The sequence below is a fragment of the Orbus hercynius genome (genome assembly GCF_003634275.1).
In the GTDB taxonomy this organism is placed as follows: domain Bacteria; phylum Pseudomonadota; class Gammaproteobacteria; order Enterobacterales; family Orbaceae; genus Orbus; species Orbus hercynius.
Genome location: NZ_RBWY01000002.1, coordinates 287,342 through 309,520, shown reverse-complemented (window position 1 = coordinate 309,520; position 22,179 = coordinate 287,342). Strand labels below are relative to the sequence as shown.

Here is a 22,179-nt window from a genome sequence, read left to right as displayed (position 1 = left end):
CTTACAGTACTTCTGGTGCTAGTGAAATGATCTTCATAAACTTCTCAGAACGAAGTTCACGAGTGACCGGTCCAAAAATACGCGTACCAATCGGCTGCTCACTATTATTATTTAAAATAACACAAGCGTTACGATCGAAACGAATGACAGATCCATCAGGGCGACGAACTCCCTTTCTAGTGCGCACCACAACAGCTTTCAGTACATCACCTTTTTTTACTTTACCACGTGGAATTGCTTCTTTAATGGTAACTTTGATGATATCACCGACTGCCGCATATCGACGGTGCGATCCACCCAGAACCTTGATACACATTACGCTACGTGCGCCAGAGTTATCGGCAACATCAAGCCTAGTCTGTTCTTGGATCATTTTAATGCTCCGTATTAATAAATTATTGTCTAATCTACCTTCATCCATATCAATTACCATGGATAAGAATAAACAACCAAATCCCCAATTATCATGAGGGTGCATAGTATAACACCACTCAATCCAAATGGGTAGTATAAAATAAACGGCTATAGTTAGCCGTTTATGATATTATGTACAATTTTTAATCAAAAAGATTAAACAACTGCCTTTTCAACGATTCGAACTAAAGTCCAAGACTTAGTCTTAGATAAAGGACGACACTCTTTAATTTCAACAGTATCACCAATACCACACTCGTTATTTTCATCATGTACATGCAATTTAGTCGTACGCTTAATGAATTTACCATATAAAGGGTGTTTCACTTTACGTTCAATAGCAACTGTAATAGATTTATCCATTTTGTCACTAATCACACGACCTTGCTGAGTACGAATATTATCAGTCATTACGCACCCGCCTTCTCAGTTAATAATGTTTTAACTCGTGCAATATCACGACGCACTTGTTTAACTAAATGAGTTTGTTGTAACTGTCCACCCGCTAACTGCATACGTAAATTAAATTGTTCACGTAATAAGTTTAGAAGTTCAGTATTTAACTCTTCAACGCTTTTTTCGCGTAGCTCTTTTGCTTTCATTTACATCACCGTCTTAATTACAAAGGTGGTTTTAATCGGCAGTTTTGCCGCTGCCAACGCAAATGCTTCACGAGCAACTTCTTCCGGTACACCATCCATTTCATAAAGGACTTTACCTGGTTGAATCAGTGCAACCCAATATTCAACGTTACCCTTACCTTTACCCATACGCACTTCAAGTGGTTTTTCAGTAATTGGTTTATCAGGGAATACTCGAATCCAGATTTTACCTTGACGCTTAACTGCACGAGTCATAGCACGACGCGCTGCTTCGATCTGGCGCGCAGTCAAACGACCACGACCAACAGCCTTCAGACCGAAAGTACCAAAACTGATATCGGCACCTGCAGCAAGACCGCGATTGCGACCCTTATGCATTTTACGGAATTTTGTACGCTTAGGTTGTAACATCAGCGACGCTCCTTATTGTTTCCGGCCTTTACGCTGCTTTTTCGGTTGAGCCGCAGGTTTATTTTCTGCTTCTGCAACGGCAGCCATACCACCAAGGATCTCACCTTTGAAGATCCACACTTTAACACCAATAATACCATAAGTTGTTAGTGCTTCAGATAACCCATAGTCGATATCAGCACGTAATGTATGTAATGGCACACGGCCTTCACGATACCATTCAGAACGAGCGATTTCAGCTCCACCTAAACGACCACTGACTTCAACTTTGATACCTTTAGCGCCAGCTTTCATTGCATTTTGTACTGCACGTTTCATTGCACGACGGAACATCACACGACGCTCTAATTGTGCAGTGATACTGTCAGCAACTAATTTTGCATCAAGCTCAGGCTTACGAACTTCAGCAATATTGATTTGCGCAGGAACGCCTGCAATATTTGCTACGGCATTACGTAATTTTTCAACGTCTTCACCTTTCTTACCGATCACGATACCAGGACGAGCCGTATGAATAGTCACACGAATGCTTTTAGCTGGACGTTCGATCACAATTTTCGAGATTGACGCTTGTGCTAACTCTTTATTCAAGAAATTACGCACTTTAAAATCGCCATCTAAATTATCAGCGAATTCTTTTGTATCTGCATACCAGGTAGATGTCCAAGGTTTGACAATACCTAATCGGATACCATTTGGATTTACTTTTTGACCCATTGCTATTCTCCAGACCTAGCGATCAGACACGATCACAGTTATGTGACTCGTACGCTTCAAAATTCGATCTGCACGACCTTTAGCTCGAGGCATAATACGCTTCATGCTAGGGCCTTCATCTACGAAAATTTTTGCAACTTTCAGATCATCAATATCAGCACCATCGTTATGCTCTGCATTAGCAATTGCAGACTCCAATACTTTTTTAACTAATACAGCCGCTTTTTTATTGGTGTAAGTTAAAATATTAAGTGCTTGCGACACACTCTTACCGCGAATAAGATCAGCAACTAAGCGAACTTTTTGCGCAGAAGAACGAGCGTGGCGATATTTTGCAATTGTTTCCATCTCTTTCTCCTACTTATTTCTTCTTAGCTTTCTTATCTGCTGCGTGACCGCGATAAGTACGAGTCGGCGCGAATTCACCCAGTTTATGACCAACCATTTCATCGGTGACATAAACAGGAACGTGCTGACGACCATTATGGACAGCGATGGTCAAACCGATCATGTTAGGAAAGATCGTTGAACGACGGGACCAAGTGCGCAAAGGCTTCTTGTCTCCGCTTTCCACCGCTTTCTCTACCTTCTTCAGCAAGTGTAGGTCAATAAAAGGACCCTTCTTGAGAGAACGTGGCATAGCTAATCCTCTATTTAATTATTTTTTATTACGATGGCGAACAATGTACTTATCAGTACGTTTGTTGCTACGCGTTTTCAATCCTTTGGCTTTTTGACCCCATGGCGACACAGGATGTTTACCAAAGTTACGACCTTCACCACCACCATGCGGGTGATCTACTGGGTTCATCGCTGTACCACGTACAGTCGGACGAATACCACGCCAACGGCTTGCACCAGCTTTACCTAATACGCGAAGCATATGTTCTGAATTACCTACTTCACCAATGGTTGCGCGGCAATCAGCTAATACTTTACGCATTTCGCCAGAACGAAGACGAAGAGTCACATATGAACCATCTCGTGCAACAATTTGCACATAGCTACCAGCTGAGCGAGCAAGCTGACCGCCTTTACCTGGTTTCAATTCAATATTGTGAACAGTAGAACCAACAGGGATATTACGCATTGGCAAACAGTTACCTGTTTTAATCGATGCATCAACACCAGATTGGATCGGATCTCCAGCTTTTAGTCCTTTTGGAGCTAAAATATATCGACGTTCACCGTCTTTATATAACACTAAAGCGATATTCGCGCTACGGTTTGGATCATACTCCAAACGCTCAACTACTGCAGGGATACCATCTTTATTTCGCTTAAAGTCAACAATACGATAATGTTGTTTATGACCACCGCCAATATGACGAGTAGTGATACGACCATTATTATTGCGACCACCAGTTTTGCTTTTTGAATCAAGCAACGGTGCATAAGGTTTTCCTTTATGCAACTCTGGGTTAACCACTTTAACAACGTGGCGACGACCCGGAGATGTAGGTTTACACTTAACAACTGCCATTGTTCTTACTCCTCCGAATTACTCAGCGACGCCCGCAAGGTCTAAGTTCTGACCTTCCGCTAAAGTGACGTAAGCTTTTTTCCAGTCGCTACGACGACCGATTTGTTGACCACGACGTTTCACTTTACCTTTTACGATAAGCGTATTAACATCATTTACCTTAACTTCAAATAGTTGTTCAACTGCGGCTTTGATCTCTTTCTTAGTAGCATCTTTAGCAACTTTTAATACTAACGTATTTGCTTTTTCCATTGAAAGAGATGCTTTTTCAGAAACATGTGGTGCGCGCAGGACTTTTAGTAGACGCTCTTCACGAATCATGCTACTTTCTCCTCTGCTAACATTGCCTCAACTTGTTTCACTGCATCAACAGTCATCACAACTTTGTCAAACGCAATTAAACTAACTGGATCAATACCCGCAACATCACGCACATCGACTTTATAGATATTACGTGAAGCTAAGAATAGGTTTTCATCAACTTCAGAAGTAATAATCAATACATCGTTAAGATCCATATCTTTTAATTTCTGAGTTAATAACTTAGTCTTAGGTGCTTCTACAGTGAACTTTTCAACAACCACTAAACGTTCTTGACGCACTAATTCAGAGAAAATACTCTTTAATGCTCCACGATACATTTTACGGTTAACTTTTTGGCTATGATCCTGATTTTTAGCAGCAAATGTAACACCACCACTACGCCAGATTGGGCTCTTAACAGAACCTGCACGAGCGCGACCAGTACCTTTTTGACGCCATGGTTTTTTGCCTGAACCAGCAACTTCAGCACGAGTTTTTTGACCACGAGTTCCTTGGCGAGCTCCTGATGCATATGCAACAACAACTTGGTGAACTAATGCTTCATTAAAATCACGTCCGAAGGTAGTTTCAGAAACAGAGATCGCTTGCGCGTCTTTAACTACTAATTCCATTTCACTCTCCTCGACGTTAAGCTTTAATCGCTGGTTTAACAATAACGTCACTATTGATTGCGCCAGGTACTGCACCCTTAATTAAAATAAGGTTACGTTCTGAATCTACGCGAACAATATCAAGGTTTTGAACAGTTACACGTTCATTACCTAAGTGACCTGCCATTTTACGACCTTTGAACACTTTACCCGGGGTTTGATTTTGACCAATAGAGCCATGACCACGGTGTGCCAAAGAGTTACCATGTGTAGCATCTTGAGTACGGAAATTCCAACGCTTAGTAACGCCAGCAAATCCTTTACCTTTTGATGTACCAGTAACATCCACTTTTTTAACGTCAGTAAATATATCGACATTAATACTTTGACCTACCGCAAATTCGCCTTCTTCAAAACGAAATTCCCATAGACCACGACCAGCTTCAACACCAGCCTTAGCAAAATGACCTGCATCAGGTTTGTTTACACGGCTAGCTTTTTTGCTACCTGTGGTAACCTGAACAGCTTGATAACCATCATTTTCAAGTGTTTTAACTTGAGTAACGCGGTTTGCTTCAACTTCAACTACGGTTACAGGGATAGAAACACCATCTTCTGTGAAGATTCGTGTCATTCCCACTTTTCGACCGACTAAACCAATCATTGTTTCAACCTCTCAATCTTTACCAATCTAGGCCTTAACCTAAACTGATCTGCACGTCGACACCAGCAGCAAGATCTAGACGCATCAATGCATCAACTGTTTTTTCAGTTGGTTCAACGATATCAACTAGACGTTTATGAGTACGGATCTCATATTGATCACGCGCATCTTTATTAACATGCGGAGAAATCAATATTGTGAAACGCTCTTTGCGCGTCGGTAATGGAATAGGACCACGAACTTGCGCACCAGTGCGCTTCGCAGTTTCAACGATTTCCGCAGTAGATTGATCGATCAAACGATGATCAAATGCTTTTAGACGGATTCGGATTCTTTGGTTCTGCATGAGACCAGAGCTCCATTATAAAAAAGTTATAACAAAAGACTACTCCTCATATCCTGTTTCGATTGACAGGAGAGTGTAATCCGTTCTTTTACGTAACCCCCAAATCGGGAGTATTGTAGCGATATAATCTAAATTATATCAAAAATAATCTTCACCTTAATCGGCAAAGTCTGGTTATTATACTGAAATTATCGAGTGATGCAAGTTTTAATCATGTAAATTCTTAAGACTGTTTCCCTTCAATCAATCTATAAACCTTCAGCAAATACTAATAAAACCGCACATTAGCTTACCTTATTAATCTAGTGCGCTAATTGCTAGGCTAAATTAATAAGGAAGTAAAATAGAAACTATTGATTTTTGTTTATGAAATCGATTAACGATTGACTTTCTCTTAATGCGTTTAAAATAGATTCAGCACTAATGTCAAACGGCATCATTTTATATGAGTTCGGCTTAATTTTAGTGCGATTGGCAATTTCAACTAGTGTTTCATCTGATATAGCTGATGATAATTGTGCTGGTGTCAATGGCATATCTAAACGCGCTAACCAATTAAGTAACGGTAATCGATCTTGTGGATTTGGGTATTCTAAAATAGCTTGAATTGCCAGACCATAACCGACTTTTTCACCATGAACCCATTTTAGTACATCAGGAATATGCGTTAAGCTATCGTGAATCGCATGAGCAATCCCCGTTCTTTGCGCACTATCTCTCACGCTATTGGCAAGTCCCGCTAACGCAATAGTCGCATCAATGGTATGGCTGAGTGATTTGGTTACTTGGCCTGCTTTATAATCCTCAATTGCCTGATCACTGTGCTCAACTAAAATATCATACGTTAATTTCGCCACTTGCAGCTGAAGTAATAAATTAACGTCATCGCTTGTTTTTAAATATGGTGAAAACTCATACCATTTTGCTGCTGCATCAATAATACCTGCTTTTAAAAAACGAACTGGCGCTTTAACAATGACTTTAGGGTCCACTAAAATCCATTCAGGATAACGCGATAATGGAAAACTTTTTACATGTGCACCTTTATCATCATATAACACACTAAATGGTGACCACGCTGCACAAGTCGCCGCAATCGTTGGAACTTGAATAACCGGTAAAGGACCTGCAAGCTCGGCAACCACTTTACTGCAATCCATAATCGTGCCGCCACCCACGCCAATAACTACTGATGATTTTTGGGCATTAACTTCATCAGCGACCGCGGTGAGTTTTTCTAAATTACATTTATATGAAATGAGTTTAACGGTAAATTTTACATTCGCAGCTTGTAGCGATTTTTCAATCACAGCCCCCGTTTGTTGCCAAGCTTTCTCTCCAGCAATAATAAAAGCATCTTGACCACATTCAGCAACATAATTACCGACTTGAGATAAAATATCCGACGCTTGTAAATAATTTTTTGGTGTTTGTATTTTTAACATATGTCGTCCTATAGCAATATCTTTCGTTATACAATTCAGACTTAAACTTAGGCGTTTAAATCCATCAAATCACTGAATAATTACATTTTGGCACTGCGTTTATTGGTTTTATCGTCAGCTAACTCGTCATCACTGCTAACTAATCGTGAGCATAAGTTCAGTATCGTCTCGGTATGCTTCTCAATTCGCTCAGCAGATAATGCATTGTCTTTACTGGAATTAGCATAGTTGACTTTGACTCGTTTTAATCTATCTAAATGGCCGGATGTAAGTAATAGATAACGTTTAAATTGAGTATCAATATACCCTTCCGTAAACTCGATATCCTGATCCTGTAAATTCGGCGTATAACTATCAGGCTTGAATATCTGGATCTGTTCATCATTACCAATACTATCAACAAAGATAATAGTTTTTTTAAGAATATCTTTTGAGTAGCTTTCTAACATTCTCAAACCAAAGGAATTAGTGCATCCACCATCAAGTAACACAAATGCTATTTTTCTTTTACGTTTTTTATCTAGCTTACTCATCACATTAAGCAATAGAATCAAACTAGAACTATTGCACACAAAATTTTTCTGATTTGGTACACCGCTGTGATAACGCACGATAAAATAGAATAAGACTATTGTTGTTAGTAAAGATAGTAATCCTGAGAAACTGATCAAACCCACTTCACGAATACCGGGAATAAAAAGAAACAGGTTTAAGGCAATTGAAATTAGAAATGCAATGATTATCGGTAATAAGCTAATTAGATAATTTTTTTTATCAAAATAGCTATTAAATGCGTACTTGTTGGTTAGATTAAAATTTTTAACGCCCGTATCATAGTGTGTGCAGATAATGATATCGGCTTTATGTAAATCGCCAATATAACCATTGTAGAAATTTTGATGTCGTCTTTTAGTCAGTTGTAATCTAGCTAATTTTGCATCTAATTGATACCCTAATTGCATCACTTCTTTGCTAAATACGCGCAGAAAGGAAATTTTTTCTTTAGCAAAAAAACGTCTGCCGAAGATAATACAATACCGTAATATAAGATCAGTTAAGGAATCCATTAATAAAATACCTAATCTAATGCGAATGTTATATGGAAAAATCTTAGCTAGAATAAAATAAATTAATTCTTCAATATGCTATCTATTTTACAGCATACGACTAATCGAGACCCATTACGTTAAATTGATGTGATTGGATGAATAACCTAGCGCTATTCATCCAATAGAAGGAAAACTAGTAGTCATCCCCATCACTTGCCGAGCTATTTGCAGCTTGTAACTCAGCTACCGCATCTTTCATATTTTCAATGCCAGCATTAATAGAATCTTGTGCAAGCTCTTCAAGAGATGAAAAATCACGGTTGCAAACCGCAGTAATCACCATTGGTAAACTCATACCAGTGACAACACGTGTTTGTATATTAAGCTTATCCCACTCAGGTAAACATTTCATTGAAGCGTTATAAGGCGATGCACCAAATAGATCAACAAAAATAAGCACGCCGTCTCCAGAATTCAGCGCTTTCGTTTTTGCTAAAATGTCTGTCCCTAAATTTGCAATATCTTGACCCGGTATAAGTGCCAGTGTATCAAATTGGCCGATATCACCAACAATCATCCCAACGCTATCTTTAATACCTTCAGCCATTTTGCCGTGACTAACTAATAATACACCGATCATAACTTACTCCTCAATTAAGCAAACATTTTGACAGCTTCATCTAATGAAACTTTTTTCAATGAAGGTGTTGCCTGGAAATAAATATCAATGCCTAAGCTTTGTTTTAAATCCACTAAAAGATCTAATTGCTCTTTATTAATTGCCACTTCGTTGATGACTTTAGTGGTGCCTGGAGTCTGTGGAATACCACCGATATTTAATTCAGCAACCGGTACACCTGCTTTAAGTATTTTATACATCACTTCAATGCTTTTAGTAATTAACATCACATTAAAATCATCATACTGGCGATCATTCCAATAACGTACTGCGCCATCTTCTTTTAATACGCGTATTTTATGACCTGTTTGTGAACCCGCACTAACAATAATGTTTTTTGTAAACTCATCGTTGGCAGACACATCATCTGCCACAAATAGTGCATTAGCACCTGCTGATTTTGATACATTGGTTGCAACCTGACCGTGAATTAAACGGCTGTCAACTCGTGCTAAAACAACTTTACCCATAATAAAAACCCTATTTTTTTAAAATTACAATATCTTATAACACACCAATTGCCGCTAATACCGCAAGGATAACTGTTAATCCCACTAAAGCATTGGTTACTTTTAAACCTTTTTTCACGAAATAAACATAAAGACCAGCAACAACTAACAATGGCAAAACACCTGGTAAAATTTGATCCAGCAATTGTTGAATAACAAATTGCTTGCCAGAGATATCAAATTGTAAACTAGATGAAACTTTAATATAGCTTGCAGCCAAAATACCCATCATGAAAAGACCAAGTATTGATAGACCTTCAATCAGCATTTGCATTTTCGCGCCGACAACTTCAGCTCCCGCATTTCGCCCTAATTTGAAACCTAACTGAGCAAAATAATAACCAACCGCTAATTGATAAAGCACAAACGCAATGAATGGGAATAACGCACCCGCAGCCGATCCTTGTTGTGCCCAAGGTAACGCGATCGCAATAAAAATATACTGGACTGTACCAGAGTCAATCGCATCACCAATACCGGCTAATGCTCCCATTAAACCTGCTTTAGTATTATATAACAAATTATCATCAATACTGATTGGTTTGTTTTCATATATTTCATTCGCTCTTACCGATTCGAGAGATGACATAATCCCCGTAATCGTTCCCCCACCCCAAGTTAACTGAGTATTAAAGAATAGCAAATGACGTTGATACGCCGCGGCAAGCTGTGCTTTATCTTTATACAATTTTTTTAAAATTGGAATCAATGCCCACATCAATGACGCAGCAAGGTAGCGGTCAAATGAATGGGGAATTTCATTGGCGTAATACCATCTTAACCAAGCAAATGTCACGTCACGTTTGGTGATCTCTTGCGGTTTTAAATCAATACTTTGTTGTGTTATCTCACTCATACTCTTTTCCTTCTAATATTCTGTTTGTAACAATGACAATCGTTTGCAATGATTAATAATCATCGTCATCATCACGAGTGTTAGCTGAATTATTTGACGTGCCACGACCTAAAGTGTCTTTCACGGAATTAAATGTTTCGCTTTTCACTAGTACAAATAAGAATGCGATAATTGCGCCGATAATCGCGTAAGTTACCATGGTAATGTTTAACGATTTTGTTGTAACGGCAAGGAAATATGCCAACACGAAGAAAATCACATAATTACGTTTACCAATAACATAAACCGTTAATGCAATACCAACCGCAGCTAAACCACCACCAATAACACTCAAAATATGGAATATAATGTTGCCTTCATTTTGCCTAATCAGATCAGCAATAACCGGTGCACCATAATAAAGTACGACAAAAATGAATGGAATAAAGATAATAAATGAACAAATTGTTGGTAAAATAATAATCGAGAATGTTAATCCTGAACTATTTCCTTGCTCGGCATACTTTTCAGTAAATTTTTGCATAATAAAGGTATTAACAAAAAAGCGGAACTGATAAAGATAAGAGCCAAGTAACCCAACGGGTACAGCAATACCAACCGCGGCAGTTGGTTGCATATTACTCAACAATGCAACTGGCACAGCAATCGCTGCAGCAACTGCAGGCTCTGACGGCATTTGACCACCAGGAGAAAACACGCCCATATACATCAATTGAATCGCGGCGGTTATCATCATTGCCTGCGCAATATCACCAAAGACAACCCCAACAACTAACCCGGTCATTAGTGGTGTAAAACGTAGCGTTAACGTTGCCCCCCCTAATGCCCTCGACATAACTAAAGCGACCCAAATTGCAATAACCGCAGCTTGAAGAAATGTGACTTCCATAAATAACTCCGTAAAGTTAACATTTTAAATAATTTGATAAATACTCAGTAGTAAACTGAAATATCGTTAATCCTTTATTGGGTTGTTATGAAACAACGCTAACTAAAGGGGTATTACTAACTAAATTTTCAACATCGCTGACACACTTATCGCCCATTCCTCTTAAGCATTCAATCGCATAAGCTGAAGTATGTGGTGTCACTAACACTTTGTCATGTTTGACTAGCGGATTATCATTAAATGAGGGTTCTTTATACATAACATCGGTCGCATAGCCAGCAACAATACCATTATCTAATGCTTGTAAAAGTGCTTCTTCATTCACTAATTCAGCTCTTGCTGTATTGGTGATATAAACGCCTTTCTTCATTAAAGCAAACTGCTTTTGTTGCAAAATATGATAGCTAGTTTCATTCAAAGAAGCATTTAATGAAATCACATCAGCATGTTGTAACAAATGGTCTAATTCGACGACCTCAACATTATGCTTTTTGGCCCAATCTAAATCAACGTTGGGATCAACGACAAGAAGTCTGGCATTAAAGCCATGCTTAAAGATTTCAGCAACCCGGCTCCCAATGTTACCGCAACCAATAACACCGACCGCTTTACCCGTCACATTCATACCTAGGAAAGTTGCTCTTTTAACCCATTGGTTCTCTTTAACCGCTTGTTGTGAATCAACTGTTCTTCTCACTAAAGCAAGTAAATTAGTCACTGCATTTTCAGCAACGGCATCTCGTTCAACTAAAGCCGGAACAATCGTCACAATCGTACCATGAGCTTTAGCCGCTACAACATCAACATTGTTAAAACCAATGCCATGACGCGATAGTAGTAGTAACTCGTCTTTATGATCAAAGAAATCTTTATTAAAAAATGGTCTGACACTGGCAATAATAATATTAAACCCCTTTAAAGCTTGGGCTAAATCTTTACCACTAATATCATTATCAAAAACAAATGATTCAACTTCACCTATTTTTTTTAATCGTTCCATTTGATCTGGAAAGTACTTACCAAAACTACTGGAATTGACGATTGCTATTTTGTAACTTTTCACAAGAAACTCCTTGTTTTTATTCTACCGTAAAGTTAATAAACATATGACCAAACTATTGAGATTAGCTATTAGCTCAATACTCAATAAATTATTATCATTGTTGAGCACCTATCAAATTGATGCCGCTTATAATCCTGACTTGAAAAATCAATATTTATGTGTAATTTGGCATATTTAAATGAATATCGAAGCAATACGATTCACAACCAATATTCCCTTTTCCTTTTATTTTCCCAACATTTCAATACATTTCTTAGCAAAAACTAGGATAACAAAATGGCATCATACCGTGTTACAACCGATTATTCGTTTTCACGACATTGAAAATGTTACTGGTAACATATTTCTGTTACACAATAAAATCAACTCTTAGAATAGAGAATTGTGATTGTAATCACAATTTACATTTTTGGTCAGCATAAAGCGGACAATACATTAACTCGTGCTATTTACGATGATATGCTTTCAATCTCAGTCTGATATTTTATAAGATAATTAAATACTTTCACCCGCTAAATACGTTACAGACAAATCAACAACTTTCTGCTCAATAACTTCATTATTGAGCCGCTTGAGTATTAATTCTGCAGCGATTCTGCCCATATCAACACGAGGCGTTAATACCGACGTCAGTTGTGGAGTTACCGCTTGACTAATATTATGACCATGAAATCCAGCAATAGCTAATTGTGCCGGCACACTAATTTTAAGCCGTTGACACTCAAAGAGCACCCCTAACGCTAAATTATCGTTACTGCAAAATATGCCATCTACATTTGGAAACTCACGTAAGGCTTGGTGTAATAATTTCCCACCAAGAGTATAAGAAGAGACTTCTTTACTTGTAATAGTATAATTGGCTAGGCCGTGATCGGTCATCGCTGCAATATACCCTTGCTGACGAATCACACTGCGTTCATCTGAACGCGCACCAAAATAGACAATATTTCGTTTTCCCTTGCCAATCATAATATTAATCATATTTTTTGCCGCAGCAAAATTATCAAATCCAACCGCCATATCAATGCAAGGCGATACACTATCCATAATTTCAACAATTGGTATATGAGCAATTTGTAACATTTTAACTGCGGCTGGCGTATGGCTTCGTTCAGATAAAATAATACCATCAATGTTATAAGAGAGCAGCGAGCGTAAACGCATTTCTTCTTTTTGCTTATCATAGCTAGTATGAGCAATCATTGTTTGATAGCCATATTTATCGGTTACCATTTCAATGCCTTTTAATACATCAGCAAAAACATGGTTAGTCAACGAAGGGAAAAAAACCCCTATCGCATGACTCTTCGCATTGGATAAAATATCTGGCGCTTTATTGGGGATATACCCTAATTCATCGATGATGGCGGCGATTTTTTGCCTTAATAACGGTGAAACCAAATTCGGATCTTTCATAAAACGACTAATTGTCATTTTACTCACTCCCGCAAGGTTAGCGATATCAAGAAGTCCTAGTCGACGTTTTTTATTCATATTTATTAGGCGTAAAATTTGATTTCATGATGAGAATGTGGCACCTTACCACGGTAATTTTTCAATTTGATAAAATAGCTTCGGCTTTGAATTATATTACGATATATTTTATCCTAGCACAAAACCTTACCAAGATATTTTGTGGGTAATCAAAAAAAACGCACATCGACTTCATATAATACTAATCCAATATCAATAATCTTGAAAACGCCAAAACAGTAAAAATACGCTATACTACCCATAAAAGCAGATAAATTTTATTGATGACATATTTTGCAGGTAACAGAAAATGACCAACACACATTCATCACCGCCACTTAAAATTATTTTTGCTGGCACACCCGATTTTGCTGCAAAGCATTTAGAAGCGTTAATCCATTCTCAGCATGAGGTTATTGCCGTATTAACTCTGCCTGACCGCCCAGCAGGAAGGGGCAATAAACTCACCGCTCCACCAGTAAAGCAGTTGGCCATCGACCATAATATTACCGTTTATCAACCCGCAACGCTAAAAACAGCAGAAGCACAGCAAACTATTGGCGATCTCAATGCCGACATTATGATCGTTGTTGCCTATGGTTTAATTTTGCCACAAGTTGTACTGGATACCCCGAAATTAGGCTGCTTAAACGTACATGGTTCATTATTACCTCGCTGGCGCGGTGCGGCGCCAATTCAGCGCGCTTGTTGGGCGGGTGATCTTGAAACGGGTATTACGATTATGCAAATGGATGCAGGATTAGATACTGGCGATATGTTATTTAAAGTCAAATGCCCTATCGAAAAAACAGATACGAGTGCCTCATTATACGACAAACTTGCGATATTAGGGCCAGATGCACTACTTGAAACCTTAGCGCAAATCACCGCAGGCAAAATTACCCCCGAGAAGCAAAATTCATCTGAAGTAACTTATGCCGAAAAACTCTCTAAACAAGAAGCAAAGCTCAACTGGTCATTATCCGCGGCGCAATTAGAACGCTGTATCAGAGCATTTAACCCTTGGCCAATCAGTTATTTTGAAATTCATGGTGAACCAATCAAAGTTTGGCAGGCAACGGTTATTTCACACTCAACAACCCAGCCGCCAGGTACCATTTTACAAGCAGATAAACACGGCATACAAATTGCCACCCAAGATGGGATTTTAAATTTAACCCAGCTACAACCCGCTGGTAAAAAACCGATGTCCGCAGCTGACCTGTTAAATTCACGTAAAGCCTGGTTTAGCGTTGGTAACACCATTTAATTACCCTTATTTGGCACATTGTTGGTGCTCAGATTAACCAACACGATATTCGTCAGGTTGTCGTGCAAATTGCTATCACCAATGAGCGAATAAGCTAGCCTCATTTTGTTTCATCATGAAATGCATAAAATCACTTTACAGTCCAAAAGATTAAGTTATGCTTATCGCCAGATCATACAAAGGTAATTGTAATAATGACATCATCCAACAAACCACAATCAGAACGATATAATCTCCGGGCACTCTGTGCGCAGGCTATTTTAGAGGTCCTTGAGCACGGTGCTTCGCTCAGTCAGCCTCTCAATAGTTATGCTAATAAAGTGAATGATAAAGATCGCGCTTTAATGCAAGAAATTTGCTTTGGCATTATGCGTATGCTACCTGAACTCGAATTTTACGTACAGAACTTAATGGATAAAGTCTTTACCGGTAAAAATCGGGTAGTTCATTATCTATTACTGGTTGGGCTTTACCAAATTCTTTATACCCGAATTCCCGAACACGCTGCGGCAAGTGAAACCGTAAATGGCGTTGTCGTATTAAAAAAACAACAACTCAAAGGGGTCGTTAACGGTGTATTACGCTCATTTTTACGACAAAAAACTGAGTTAAACGAGCAATTTAAACAGCAAGGCAACACGTCATTGCACCCAAATTGGCTTCTTACTCGAATCAAACACGCTTATCCAGATAGCTGGCAAACGATCATCAATGCCAATAACCAAAGACCACCGATGTGGATTCGGGTAAATAAGCAACACGATTGTGTAAAGGAGTATCAACAAAAGCTGCACACCAAAGGAATCGACACGCTTACTGATAATAACCTTGATTGCGCACTGAGAGTCGTTTTACCTGTGCCAGTTAATCAATTACCTGACTTTGAACTTGGTGCTGCTACCGTACAAGATTTATCAGCGCAGCATGCCGCTTACTTACTTGCACCTCAAGATCATGAAACTATCTTAGATCTCTGCGCTGCACCAGGAGGTAAAACGACACATATTTTAGAATTAGCGCCACAAGCTCAGGTGCTTGCGGTCGATATTGATTCTGAGCGCGTTAAGCGTATTCATCAAAATCTTAAGCGCTTAAAGCTACGGGCTGAAGTAAAAATCGGCGATGGCCTAACGCCAGAGCAGTGGTGTGAAAACCAGCAATTTGATCGTATTTTACTCGATGCACCTTGTTCGGCAACCGGCGTGATTCGTCGTCATCCTGATATCAAATGGTTAAGACGTGACAGTGATATTGCTGAGCTGGCAAAATTACAGTACCAAATACTCGTCAACATTTGGCCTTACCTCAAATCAGGCGGAATTTTAGTGTACGCAACCTGCTCAATTTTGCCCGATGAAAACAGCGCACAGATATTGCGTTTTTTAGCTGACCATGATAATGCAAAGCAAGTAGGAGAAATGCAGCAATATCTGCCAGATGAAAATGGTGGTGATGGTTTTTTCTACACAAAATTACAAAAATCTTAAAAAAAGCAGCGATTTATTTACTGATAACAATTAGAATAACGTATATAAATCAAATAAATGATATTATTTCAAAAAATTATAACAAAGCTACATCAACCATGACTCTAATCACTCATCGCTATTTTAGTTTATGTCTAATACTATTAACTTGCTGCTTAGCACTGCTCAGTAGCGTGCTATTAGACTATGATTTCTTACTCCGCTTCGTTGATGAAGGCGGATTTATTGAAACATTGACGCTATTCTTTTACGCTATCGCCGCAGTATTTGCTTTGTGGTATGGACGTAAAACGATCAGACTGACTTCTCGTGTTGCTATTGCCATTTTAATGATTGCCATGCTAGCTCGCGAAGCTGACCTGCATAAAGTATTTGGCATGAGCATGCTCAAAATTAAGTTTTGGCTTACAACAGAGTCCACATTTACCGCCAAACTTGCCGCGATATTGATTATACTTTTTTTAGCATTCGCGCTTTATATATTAATACGTAATGCTGGCAAGCAGTGGTTATCTGATTCAAAACACGGCTTAGCTTATGCCATTACGCTTTGGCTTTTTTTGGCCGTGCTGGTAATATCAAAAATCATCGATCGTTCAGTCAATATGATTGACGAAATGACTAATTGGATGGCCCCAACTTGGGTGGTGGCAATACAACTACCTCAAGAAGAGTATCTTGAATGCCTCTTACCACTTTTGATTATTGTTGCCATCATACAATATAACCACAATAAAAACATAATATAGGAATACATTATGAATTGGATAAAACGCCCATATTCTGCGGTCTACTTAACCATTTTCACCATGGTGTTAGCATTACTCTGCTCTGTCTTTTTGGACCATGAGTGGCTGCTCGATTTCGTTGATGAAGGCCATTTTGTTGAAAGTCTGACCTTGATTTTCTATGTTATTGCTATCGTCTTTGTCATTTTTTATAAATTAGGCACCATCAAATTAAGCTATCGTTTTTCACTCGTCTTTATTTTGTTTGCCATGATGGCCCGCGAAGCTGACTTACATAAAATATTCGGCATGAGTATGCTAAAAATCAAATTCTGGTTAACCGATGCTGCCGATTTACAATCTAAGTTTCTATCCGCACTCATTATTCTGGCAATCTTATACGCTATTTTTTATATCATTTTAAATAACTATAAAACATGGTATAACGATCTTAAACAGAAGTACGCCTATGCCATTAGTGTTTTGATGTTCTTCATCGTTTTAGTCGTATCAAAGATTCTTGACCGTTCTTTCAATATGATTAATGAAATCACTGGCTGGATGGCACCAAGATGGATGATAGCCGTTCAGCAGCCACAAGAAGAGTACCTGGAATGTATTTTACCCATTCTGATTATGATTGCCGTTATCCAGTATATCGATAAAAAATATCAGCAAAGATAATTATTTTCAATGCTTATCATGACACGTGTTCGCCTCACCTGTATTATCTCACTACTGACAACGTTGAGTGGGTGCGCGGCATTTTTAGGTTTTAATGAGGATCTCAATCAATACGAGCAGCAGCTAATTAACCATAATTGTGATTACACGCCGATTGATGCCCAAATAAAAAGTGACCCCTTACTTTGGACGCTAAATGGCGGGGCCTTAGCGCGCCAGTGCAGCGACTATAAAAAGAGTATTGAATATTTAGATCAAGCAGAAGCCATCTTCAAGCAACAAGAGACTGCGTTGGAGATTAATAGCATTGGTCATTCTGTTGCCTCGATACTGGTGAATAATAATATTAATGACTATCAAGGCGAAAACTATGAAAAAATCATGATGAATGTCTATAAAGGACTTAACTTTATGTCACTCAATGATTTTGATTATGCCAGAGTAGAGTTTAATCGCGTGTTAGATCGACAACGACGCGCAACCGAGTTCTTTGAAAAAGAGATTGATAACGCTTATAACCAATATAATCAGTCTGAGTACATGCGTGAAATATGTCAGCCTGTCGCAGAAAACACAAAAATTAGCCGTTATAATGGTGATATCACACCAGAAATGATCTACCCTAATTTTGTCAATCCATTCGCGACATATATCAGCGCACTGTTTTTCTATTTAGATAAGGACTACAGCAAAGCCCGTGATCTCTTTAAGCAGACCACGCGCATGTTACCTAACCAACAACAGGTGCAAGCCGATCTCAAATTAGCCGAGCAAGGCGCACAAACAAAACAGCATTACGCTTGGTTAATTTATGAAAATGGTCAAGGCATGATTAAACGCTCATTTACTTACCGTTTTCCGGCTTACTTGTTTACCGATAAAGTCGTGACGAGTGATGTCAGTTTACCAACAATCTATAAACGCTCGGTATCTTATCCCTACTTAAAGCTCAATCAAACGAAGACAACTGAAATCACCAACATGGATAATATTATTCAAATTGAGTTTAGTAAAAAACTACCTGGTATTATTACCGAAGCGATGCTCAATATGGTGGCTAAATCAGCGATGCAATATACGCTAGAGAAAAATCTGGAAGAGTATGGCGGTAAATTATGGGGATTTCTGTACCAATTAGCCACAGATACGGCGGATGTCAGACAGTGGCGAGCAATGCCGAAAAATTTTCAAATTGCCAGAGTACCCATGACCGACAACCGGCTCACCATATATAAACCCGATGGCTCTATTTTGACACAAATCGATTCACTCCAACCCGATCGTGATGCAGTTATTTACATTAAATCCGATCTAGTGGATCATAATACCATTCACATTATACAAAAAAGCACAAACCATAACGATTAATGAGGCTTATATGATTAACTTATTCAAACCATTTAACAAATATACCACTATCATCGCATTAGGCGTCGCGCTCTCACTCTCGGGATGCTCATCAAATGTTGAATATGTCACCGCTGATAATGCAGCAGATGCAATTAGTTTAGGACTTGATAGCCAAGATTTTGAGCAAGCGGCACAAGAAGCACTCAATTCATTACTAGCAAGCAATGCCTTAAACAAACCTGGCGGAGGTCGTTACGTGGTCGCTATTGGTAAAGTAATCAACGATACAACACTCCGTATTGATACCGACATGTTAGTGAAAAAAATTCGTATCGGCATGTTACAATCAGGTAAAGCCGTTGTGACAACAGCAATTGCAGGTAATAGTAACAATGTTGATGATCTTATCTATGATGTGCGTGAACTACGAGGAAACGATGAATTTAAGCAAGATACCATCGCAGGTAAAGGCACCTTATATGCACCTGACTTTTCATTAACCGGAAAAATATTACAACGTATTTCTCGTACCGGTAAAAATAAGCAACTGGTAGAATATTACCTACAGCTTACATTAACCGATATCAAAAGTGGGCTAGCCTACTGGGAAAATGAAAGCACGGTCCGTAAACTCGGCAGCAATAAATCAACCGCTTGGTAAAACAAAGGAAGGATGATGAAAACACCAATAAAATTCAGTCTTAGCATAATTGCGGTATTACTCCTATCGGCTTGTAGTACCTCAAAACCAATGCAATCGCCAGAATTTAGCAACGAAACCAATGCCAGTAGCAGTGAGCAAATTGAGAATAATAGCCGCTATGAGAATAGTTTAGGTGAAACACAAATCGAACGCTATGAAATGGTTGTTTTACCAACGCAAGTTGATTTGACCACACAAAATACGTTCCCACTTTCACCAAGTGCCTTATCAAAAACGTTATCACATGATATCGCAACAGCACTATATGAGACGCATCGCTTTGATATTTTAGCGAATGAGAGTGAGGACGTGTCAGAAGAACAAGACGAATCATCACGAAAAAATACGGCGGATTTTTATCTTAAAAGTACGTTAAATCAACTCGATACTCAAGAAACGGTGCGGATTTTAAAAGCGACGGGACAAGGCGTCGAAGAAAAAACCGTTGCCGCAACAGTGCTTTATCAGATTATTGATGCAAAAAGCAATAAGATTGTTTTTAGTCGTTCACTTAATTATCAACTAAAAAGCACAACTTACAACGAAAGTTTTAGCACAACCATTAATAATACTCTTCATTCTGTTGCCAATTTAATGAAAAACGAAATTATTAACGAAATTTATCCAATCAGAATTTTGGCTCAAGAACAAGGCGAGATTATTTTAGATTACCCGTTACCACAAAACGCACAGTGTGATGTCATGCGCTTAGGTAATAAGGTAAAAGATGTCTATACCGAAAGCTTACTGGGATATGAACAAAATATCGTCGGGAAATTATTAATTACTCGCTCAACAAGTGTTATCGCTTATAGTCAACTCGTCTCGGGGCAAGCGAATAAAGGCGATATTTGTAAACCAATACAAGCTTCAATGTTGGCTGCACCCGTATTAGTTACGCAGACACAACAAGGTGGCGTAGTATTACCATTTGATTAATTGATACAATACAGACAGTGTTAAATATGAAAAAGCTAGCCAAAACGATCATTAAATTCATGGTATTGATTACAATTATTAAAGTGACCAATGGCTATGCACAAGCGCAAGATTCCCTTGCGCCCTATTTACCGCTGTTACCAAACGGTACTGATTTATCTCTTTTAGTGCAAACAGTCGAAAAGAATCCAGCTACCATCCTCGCTTACCAAAATGACCAATTTAAACAGCCCGCTAGCGTACAAAAATTGATTACAGCACTTGCAGCTGAACTTGAATTAGGACGAGACTTTCGGTTTATTACACGCTTACAAACCAATGGTAAAATCACCAACAAACAGCTCAATGGTGATCTTGTCGTGCAAATGAGTGGCGATCCGACATTTAATCGCAAGCAACTGCGTGAAATGTTATCTGTGCTAAAACTTAAAGGTATCGATAAGATTAACGGTAACATTATTATCGATAGTTCGATATTTGCCGGTCATGATAAAGCGTCAGGTTGGTCATGGAATAACTTAACCTCGTGCTATAATACCGCGCCATCAGCAATAATTATCGATGGAAATTGTTTTTACGCAGGTATTTTACCCGCACCTAAAATCGGCGAAAAAGCCACAACCTCGGTCTCAGCGATTTATCCAATCAAACTCACTAGCAATGTTCGTACAATTAGCAATCTTAGTGATGCGGTAGAAGATAAATACTGTGAGTTAGATATGACTACCTCGGATAAAAATCACTACAATTTATCTGGCTGTATCAAGCACAGTAGCCAAAAAAGCTACTTAAAATTTGCTGTGGCTGATGGATTTAATTACTTTGCATCAATATTAAAAACCGAGCTAGCACAAAAAAAGGTTAAATTTACTGGCAAAATCATCGAAACCAAAGAGCCGATTATCGTCTCGCTCGTGCCTTTAGCAACCAATCAATCCGCACCACTGAGTGATCTGCTGACTATCATGTTAAAAAAATCGAATAATCTGATTGCTGATACGGTTTTTCGTACGATAGGCGCACACTATTTTAATATGCCAGGAACGTGGCAAAATTCTAGCGATGCGATTAAGGCCATTTTACTGAAAAAAGCCAATATTGATTTAGAAAATGCCGTGATTGTTGATGGCTCAGGATTATCCCGCCTAAACTTAATTGACGCCAATAAGCTTATGCAGGTACTACAATATATTGCCGCCAATAATGATGCATTACAAATGATTGCTATGCTGCCTGTTGCCGGCGTTGATGGCACGTTACAATATCGTAAAAGCTTTTCAAATAATGGTTTAAAATCAATTATTTATGCAAAAACGGGTTATCTGGAAGGCAATTACAATCTTGCGGGTTTTATTAAAACCAAAGAGAATCATTATATTGCCTTTATTCAATTTATTTCAGGCTATCATTACATGACCGATGATAATAAACCCCAAAATAGCGCGATTATTGAGTTTGAAAAAAATCTCTATCAAAACTTACTCAACACTAACTAATCGCATCG

Annotated in this window: 28 protein-coding genes; 8 read left to right on the top strand and 20 right to left on the bottom strand. The window is 38.6% G+C overall.

What is annotated here, in order from left to right; all coding sequences use genetic code 11:
- Window position 1 precedes the first annotated feature (1 nt).
- The 20 genes from rplN to gntR form a co-directional block, all read right to left on the bottom strand.
- Window positions 2–373, bottom strand: a complete 372-nt coding sequence (gene rplN / locus DES39_RS07000) for a 50S ribosomal protein L14 (RefSeq protein ID WP_025314392.1) — start codon at window positions 371–373, stop codon at window positions 2–4.
- Window positions 374–570: 197 nt separating this feature from the next.
- Entirely contained in the window at window positions 571–825 is a 255-nt protein-coding gene (rpsQ, locus tag DES39_RS06995) for a 30S ribosomal protein S17 (protein ID WP_121145070.1), read from the bottom strand.
- Complete coding sequence (gene rpmC / locus DES39_RS06990) at window positions 825–1,016, bottom strand: 50S ribosomal protein L29 (RefSeq protein ID WP_121145069.1); 192 nt, start codon at window positions 1,014–1,016, stop codon at window positions 825–827. Before rpmC ends, rpsQ begins: the two co-directional genes overlap by 1 nt.
- The gene (gene rplP, locus DES39_RS06985) at window positions 1,017–1,427 is read right to left on the bottom strand and encodes a 50S ribosomal protein L16 (RefSeq protein WP_039103321.1); all 411 of its coding nucleotides are present in this window, start codon (window positions 1,425–1,427) and stop codon (window positions 1,017–1,019) included.
- Between the two features lie 12 nt (window positions 1,428–1,439).
- Complete coding sequence (gene rpsC / locus DES39_RS06980; protein ID WP_121145068.1) at window positions 1,440–2,144, bottom strand: 30S ribosomal protein S3; 705 nt, start codon at window positions 2,142–2,144, stop codon at window positions 1,440–1,442.
- Between the two features lie 15 nt (window positions 2,145–2,159).
- On the bottom strand, window positions 2,160–2,492 hold the full coding sequence (rplV, locus tag DES39_RS06975) for a 50S ribosomal protein L22 (protein ID WP_121145067.1): 333 nt from the start codon (window positions 2,490–2,492) through the stop codon (window positions 2,160–2,162).
- Between the two features lie 13 nt (window positions 2,493–2,505).
- Complete coding sequence (rpsS, locus tag DES39_RS06970) at window positions 2,506–2,784, bottom strand: 30S ribosomal protein S19 (RefSeq protein WP_039103318.1); 279 nt, start codon at window positions 2,782–2,784, stop codon at window positions 2,506–2,508.
- 18 nt (window positions 2,785–2,802) lie between these two features.
- A complete protein-coding gene (gene rplB / locus DES39_RS06965) occupies window positions 2,803–3,627 on the bottom strand; it encodes a 50S ribosomal protein L2 (RefSeq protein WP_121145066.1) in 825 nt (274 codons plus the stop codon).
- An 18-nt stretch (window positions 3,628–3,645) separates the two neighbouring features.
- A complete protein-coding gene (gene rplW / locus DES39_RS06960; protein WP_121145065.1) occupies window positions 3,646–3,948 on the bottom strand; it encodes a 50S ribosomal protein L23 in 303 nt (100 codons plus the stop codon).
- Window positions 3,945–4,562 (bottom strand): 50S ribosomal protein L4, encoded by a 618-nt coding sequence (rplD, locus tag DES39_RS06955; protein WP_121145064.1) that lies wholly within the window; start codon window positions 4,560–4,562, stop codon window positions 3,945–3,947. The genes rplW and rplD overlap by 4 nt, the downstream gene beginning before the upstream one ends.
- Window positions 4,563–4,578: 16 nt before the next feature.
- Window positions 4,579–5,205 (bottom strand): 50S ribosomal protein L3, encoded by a 627-nt coding sequence (gene rplC, locus DES39_RS06950; RefSeq protein ID WP_121145063.1) that lies wholly within the window; start codon window positions 5,203–5,205, stop codon window positions 4,579–4,581.
- A gap of 34 nt (window positions 5,206–5,239) precedes the next feature.
- Window positions 5,240–5,551 carry a 30S ribosomal protein S10 gene (gene rpsJ, locus DES39_RS06945; RefSeq protein WP_009639175.1) on the bottom strand — a complete coding sequence of 104 codons (312 nt, stop codon included), beginning with the start codon at window positions 5,549–5,551 and terminating at the stop codon, window positions 5,240–5,242.
- A gap of 350 nt (window positions 5,552–5,901) precedes the next feature.
- Entirely contained in the window at window positions 5,902–6,996 is a 1,095-nt protein-coding gene (locus tag DES39_RS06940) for an iron-containing alcohol dehydrogenase family protein (protein WP_121145062.1), read from the bottom strand.
- Window positions 6,997–7,076: 80 nt separating this feature from the next.
- Window positions 7,077–8,063: a hypothetical protein gene (locus DES39_RS06935; protein ID WP_121145061.1), complete on the bottom strand. Its 987-nt coding sequence runs from the start codon at window positions 8,061–8,063 to the stop codon at window positions 7,077–7,079.
- 175 nt (window positions 8,064–8,238) lie between these two features.
- Entirely contained in the window at window positions 8,239–8,685 is a 447-nt protein-coding gene (locus DES39_RS06930; RefSeq protein WP_121145060.1) for a PTS sugar transporter subunit IIA, read from the bottom strand.
- A 14-nt stretch (window positions 8,686–8,699) separates the two neighbouring features.
- Window positions 8,700–9,194 (bottom strand): PTS sugar transporter subunit IIB, encoded by a 495-nt coding sequence (locus tag DES39_RS06925; protein WP_121145059.1) that lies wholly within the window; start codon window positions 9,192–9,194, stop codon window positions 8,700–8,702.
- A 34-nt stretch (window positions 9,195–9,228) separates the two neighbouring features.
- Window positions 9,229–10,089 (bottom strand): PTS system mannose/fructose/sorbose family transporter subunit IID, encoded by an 861-nt coding sequence (locus tag DES39_RS06920; protein WP_121145058.1) that lies wholly within the window; start codon window positions 10,087–10,089, stop codon window positions 9,229–9,231.
- Between the two features lie 52 nt (window positions 10,090–10,141).
- Window positions 10,142–10,978, bottom strand: a complete 837-nt coding sequence (locus DES39_RS06915) for a PTS mannose/fructose/sorbose/N-acetylgalactosamine transporter subunit IIC (RefSeq protein ID WP_121145057.1) — start codon at window positions 10,976–10,978, stop codon at window positions 10,142–10,144.
- An 85-nt stretch (window positions 10,979–11,063) separates the two neighbouring features.
- On the bottom strand, window positions 11,064–12,041 hold the full coding sequence (locus tag DES39_RS06910; protein ID WP_121145056.1) for a D-isomer specific 2-hydroxyacid dehydrogenase family protein: 978 nt from the start codon (window positions 12,039–12,041) through the stop codon (window positions 11,064–11,066).
- 495 nt (window positions 12,042–12,536) lie between these two features.
- On the bottom strand, window positions 12,537–13,535 hold the full coding sequence (gene gntR, locus DES39_RS06905) for a gluconate operon transcriptional repressor GntR (protein ID WP_121145055.1): 999 nt from the start codon (window positions 13,533–13,535) through the stop codon (window positions 12,537–12,539).
- 289 nt (window positions 13,536–13,824) lie between these two features.
- On the opposite strand from gntR, the gene fmt reads away from it, so the two are divergent.
- The 8 genes from fmt (at window position 13,825) to dacB (ending at window position 22,171) form a co-directional block, all read left to right on the top strand.
- Window positions 13,825–14,784: a methionyl-tRNA formyltransferase gene (fmt, locus tag DES39_RS06900; RefSeq protein ID WP_121145054.1), complete on the top strand. Its 960-nt coding sequence runs from the start codon at window positions 13,825–13,827 to the stop codon at window positions 14,782–14,784.
- 194 nt (window positions 14,785–14,978) lie between these two features.
- Window positions 14,979–16,271 (top strand): 16S rRNA (cytosine(967)-C(5))-methyltransferase RsmB, encoded by a 1,293-nt coding sequence (rsmB, locus tag DES39_RS06895; RefSeq protein WP_121145053.1) that lies wholly within the window; start codon window positions 14,979–14,981, stop codon window positions 16,269–16,271.
- A gap of 98 nt (window positions 16,272–16,369) precedes the next feature.
- Window positions 16,370–17,020: a hypothetical protein gene (locus tag DES39_RS06890; RefSeq protein ID WP_121145052.1), complete on the top strand. Its 651-nt coding sequence runs from the start codon at window positions 16,370–16,372 to the stop codon at window positions 17,018–17,020.
- A gap of 9 nt (window positions 17,021–17,029) precedes the next feature.
- Complete coding sequence (locus DES39_RS06885; RefSeq protein WP_121145051.1) at window positions 17,030–17,683, top strand: hypothetical protein; 654 nt, start codon at window positions 17,030–17,032, stop codon at window positions 17,681–17,683.
- 9 nt (window positions 17,684–17,692) lie between these two features.
- Complete coding sequence (locus DES39_RS06880; protein WP_121145050.1) at window positions 17,693–19,051, top strand: COG3014 family protein; 1,359 nt, start codon at window positions 17,693–17,695, stop codon at window positions 19,049–19,051.
- A gap of 10 nt (window positions 19,052–19,061) precedes the next feature.
- A complete protein-coding gene (gene lpoB, locus DES39_RS06875) occupies window positions 19,062–19,694 on the top strand; it encodes a penicillin-binding protein activator LpoB (protein ID WP_121145049.1) in 633 nt (210 codons plus the stop codon).
- A gap of 15 nt (window positions 19,695–19,709) precedes the next feature.
- A complete protein-coding gene (locus DES39_RS06870; protein ID WP_121145048.1) occupies window positions 19,710–20,675 on the top strand; it encodes a hypothetical protein in 966 nt (321 codons plus the stop codon).
- Between the two features lie 26 nt (window positions 20,676–20,701).
- The gene (gene dacB, locus DES39_RS06865; protein ID WP_121145047.1) at window positions 20,702–22,171 is read left to right on the top strand and encodes a serine-type D-Ala-D-Ala carboxypeptidase; all 1,470 of its coding nucleotides are present in this window, start codon (window positions 20,702–20,704) and stop codon (window positions 22,169–22,171) included.
- Window positions 22,172–22,179: the final 8 nt, after the last annotated feature.

Bases quoted from the DNA above. Each gene is read 5' to 3' on its own strand.
- lpoB (WP_121145049.1), top strand. From the start codon at position 19,062: ATGATTAACTTATTCAAACCATTTAACAAATATACCACTATCATCGCA.
- rplN (WP_025314392.1), bottom strand. From the start codon at position 373: ATGATCCAAGAACAGACTAGGCTTGATGTTGCCGATAACTCTGGCGCA.
- DES39_RS06890 (WP_121145052.1), top strand. From the start codon at position 16,370: ATGACTCTAATCACTCATCGCTATTTTAGTTTATGTCTAATACTATTA.
- rplV (WP_121145067.1), bottom strand. From the start codon at position 2,492: ATGGAAACAATTGCAAAATATCGCCACGCTCGTTCTTCTGCGCAAAAA.
- dacB (WP_121145047.1), top strand. From the start codon at position 20,702: ATGAAAAAGCTAGCCAAAACGATCATTAAATTCATGGTATTGATTACA.
- DES39_RS06930 (WP_121145060.1), bottom strand. From the start codon at position 8,685: ATGATCGGTGTATTATTAGTTAGTCACGGCAAAATGGCTGAAGGTATT.
- DES39_RS06870 (WP_121145048.1), top strand. From the start codon at position 19,710: ATGAAAACACCAATAAAATTCAGTCTTAGCATAATTGCGGTATTACTC.
- rpsJ (WP_009639175.1), bottom strand. From the start codon at position 5,551: ATGCAGAACCAAAGAATCCGAATCCGTCTAAAAGCATTTGATCATCGT.
- rplB (WP_121145066.1), bottom strand. From the start codon at position 3,627: ATGGCAGTTGTTAAGTGTAAACCTACATCTCCGGGTCGTCGCCACGTT.
- rplP (WP_039103321.1), bottom strand. From the start codon at position 1,427: ATGTTACAACCTAAGCGTACAAAATTCCGTAAAATGCATAAGGGTCGC.
- DES39_RS06920 (WP_121145058.1), bottom strand. From the start codon at position 10,089: ATGAGTGAGATAACACAACAAAGTATTGATTTAAAACCGCAAGAGATC.
- rpsS (WP_039103318.1), bottom strand. From the start codon at position 2,784: ATGCCACGTTCTCTCAAGAAGGGTCCTTTTATTGACCTACACTTGCTG.
- rplW (WP_121145065.1), bottom strand. From the start codon at position 3,948: ATGATTCGTGAAGAGCGTCTACTAAAAGTCCTGCGCGCACCACATGTT.
- rpmC (WP_121145069.1), bottom strand. From the start codon at position 1,016: ATGAAAGCAAAAGAGCTACGCGAAAAAAGCGTTGAAGAGTTAAATACT.
- DES39_RS06935 (WP_121145061.1), bottom strand. From the start codon at position 8,063: ATGGATTCCTTAACTGATCTTATATTACGGTATTGTATTATCTTCGGC.
- rpsQ (WP_121145070.1), bottom strand. From the start codon at position 825: ATGACTGATAATATTCGTACTCAGCAAGGTCGTGTGATTAGTGACAAA.
- rpsC (WP_121145068.1), bottom strand. From the start codon at position 2,144: ATGGGTCAAAAAGTAAATCCAAATGGTATCCGATTAGGTATTGTCAAA.
- DES39_RS06915 (WP_121145057.1), bottom strand. From the start codon at position 10,978: ATGGAAGTCACATTTCTTCAAGCTGCGGTTATTGCAATTTGGGTCGCT.
- rplD (WP_121145064.1), bottom strand. From the start codon at position 4,562: ATGGAATTAGTAGTTAAAGACGCGCAAGCGATCTCTGTTTCTGAAACT.
- gntR (WP_121145055.1), bottom strand. From the start codon at position 13,535: ATGAATAAAAAACGTCGACTAGGACTTCTTGATATCGCTAACCTTGCG.
- fmt (WP_121145054.1), top strand. From the start codon at position 13,825: ATGACCAACACACATTCATCACCGCCACTTAAAATTATTTTTGCTGGC.
- DES39_RS06940 (WP_121145062.1), bottom strand. From the start codon at position 6,996: ATGTTAAAAATACAAACACCAAAAAATTATTTACAAGCGTCGGATATT.
- rsmB (WP_121145053.1), top strand. From the start codon at position 14,979: ATGACATCATCCAACAAACCACAATCAGAACGATATAATCTCCGGGCA.
- DES39_RS06880 (WP_121145050.1), top strand. From the start codon at position 17,693: ATGCTTATCATGACACGTGTTCGCCTCACCTGTATTATCTCACTACTG.
- DES39_RS06925 (WP_121145059.1), bottom strand. From the start codon at position 9,194: ATGGGTAAAGTTGTTTTAGCACGAGTTGACAGCCGTTTAATTCACGGT.
- rplC (WP_121145063.1), bottom strand. From the start codon at position 5,205: ATGATTGGTTTAGTCGGTCGAAAAGTGGGAATGACACGAATCTTCACA.
- DES39_RS06885 (WP_121145051.1), top strand. From the start codon at position 17,030: ATGAATTGGATAAAACGCCCATATTCTGCGGTCTACTTAACCATTTTC.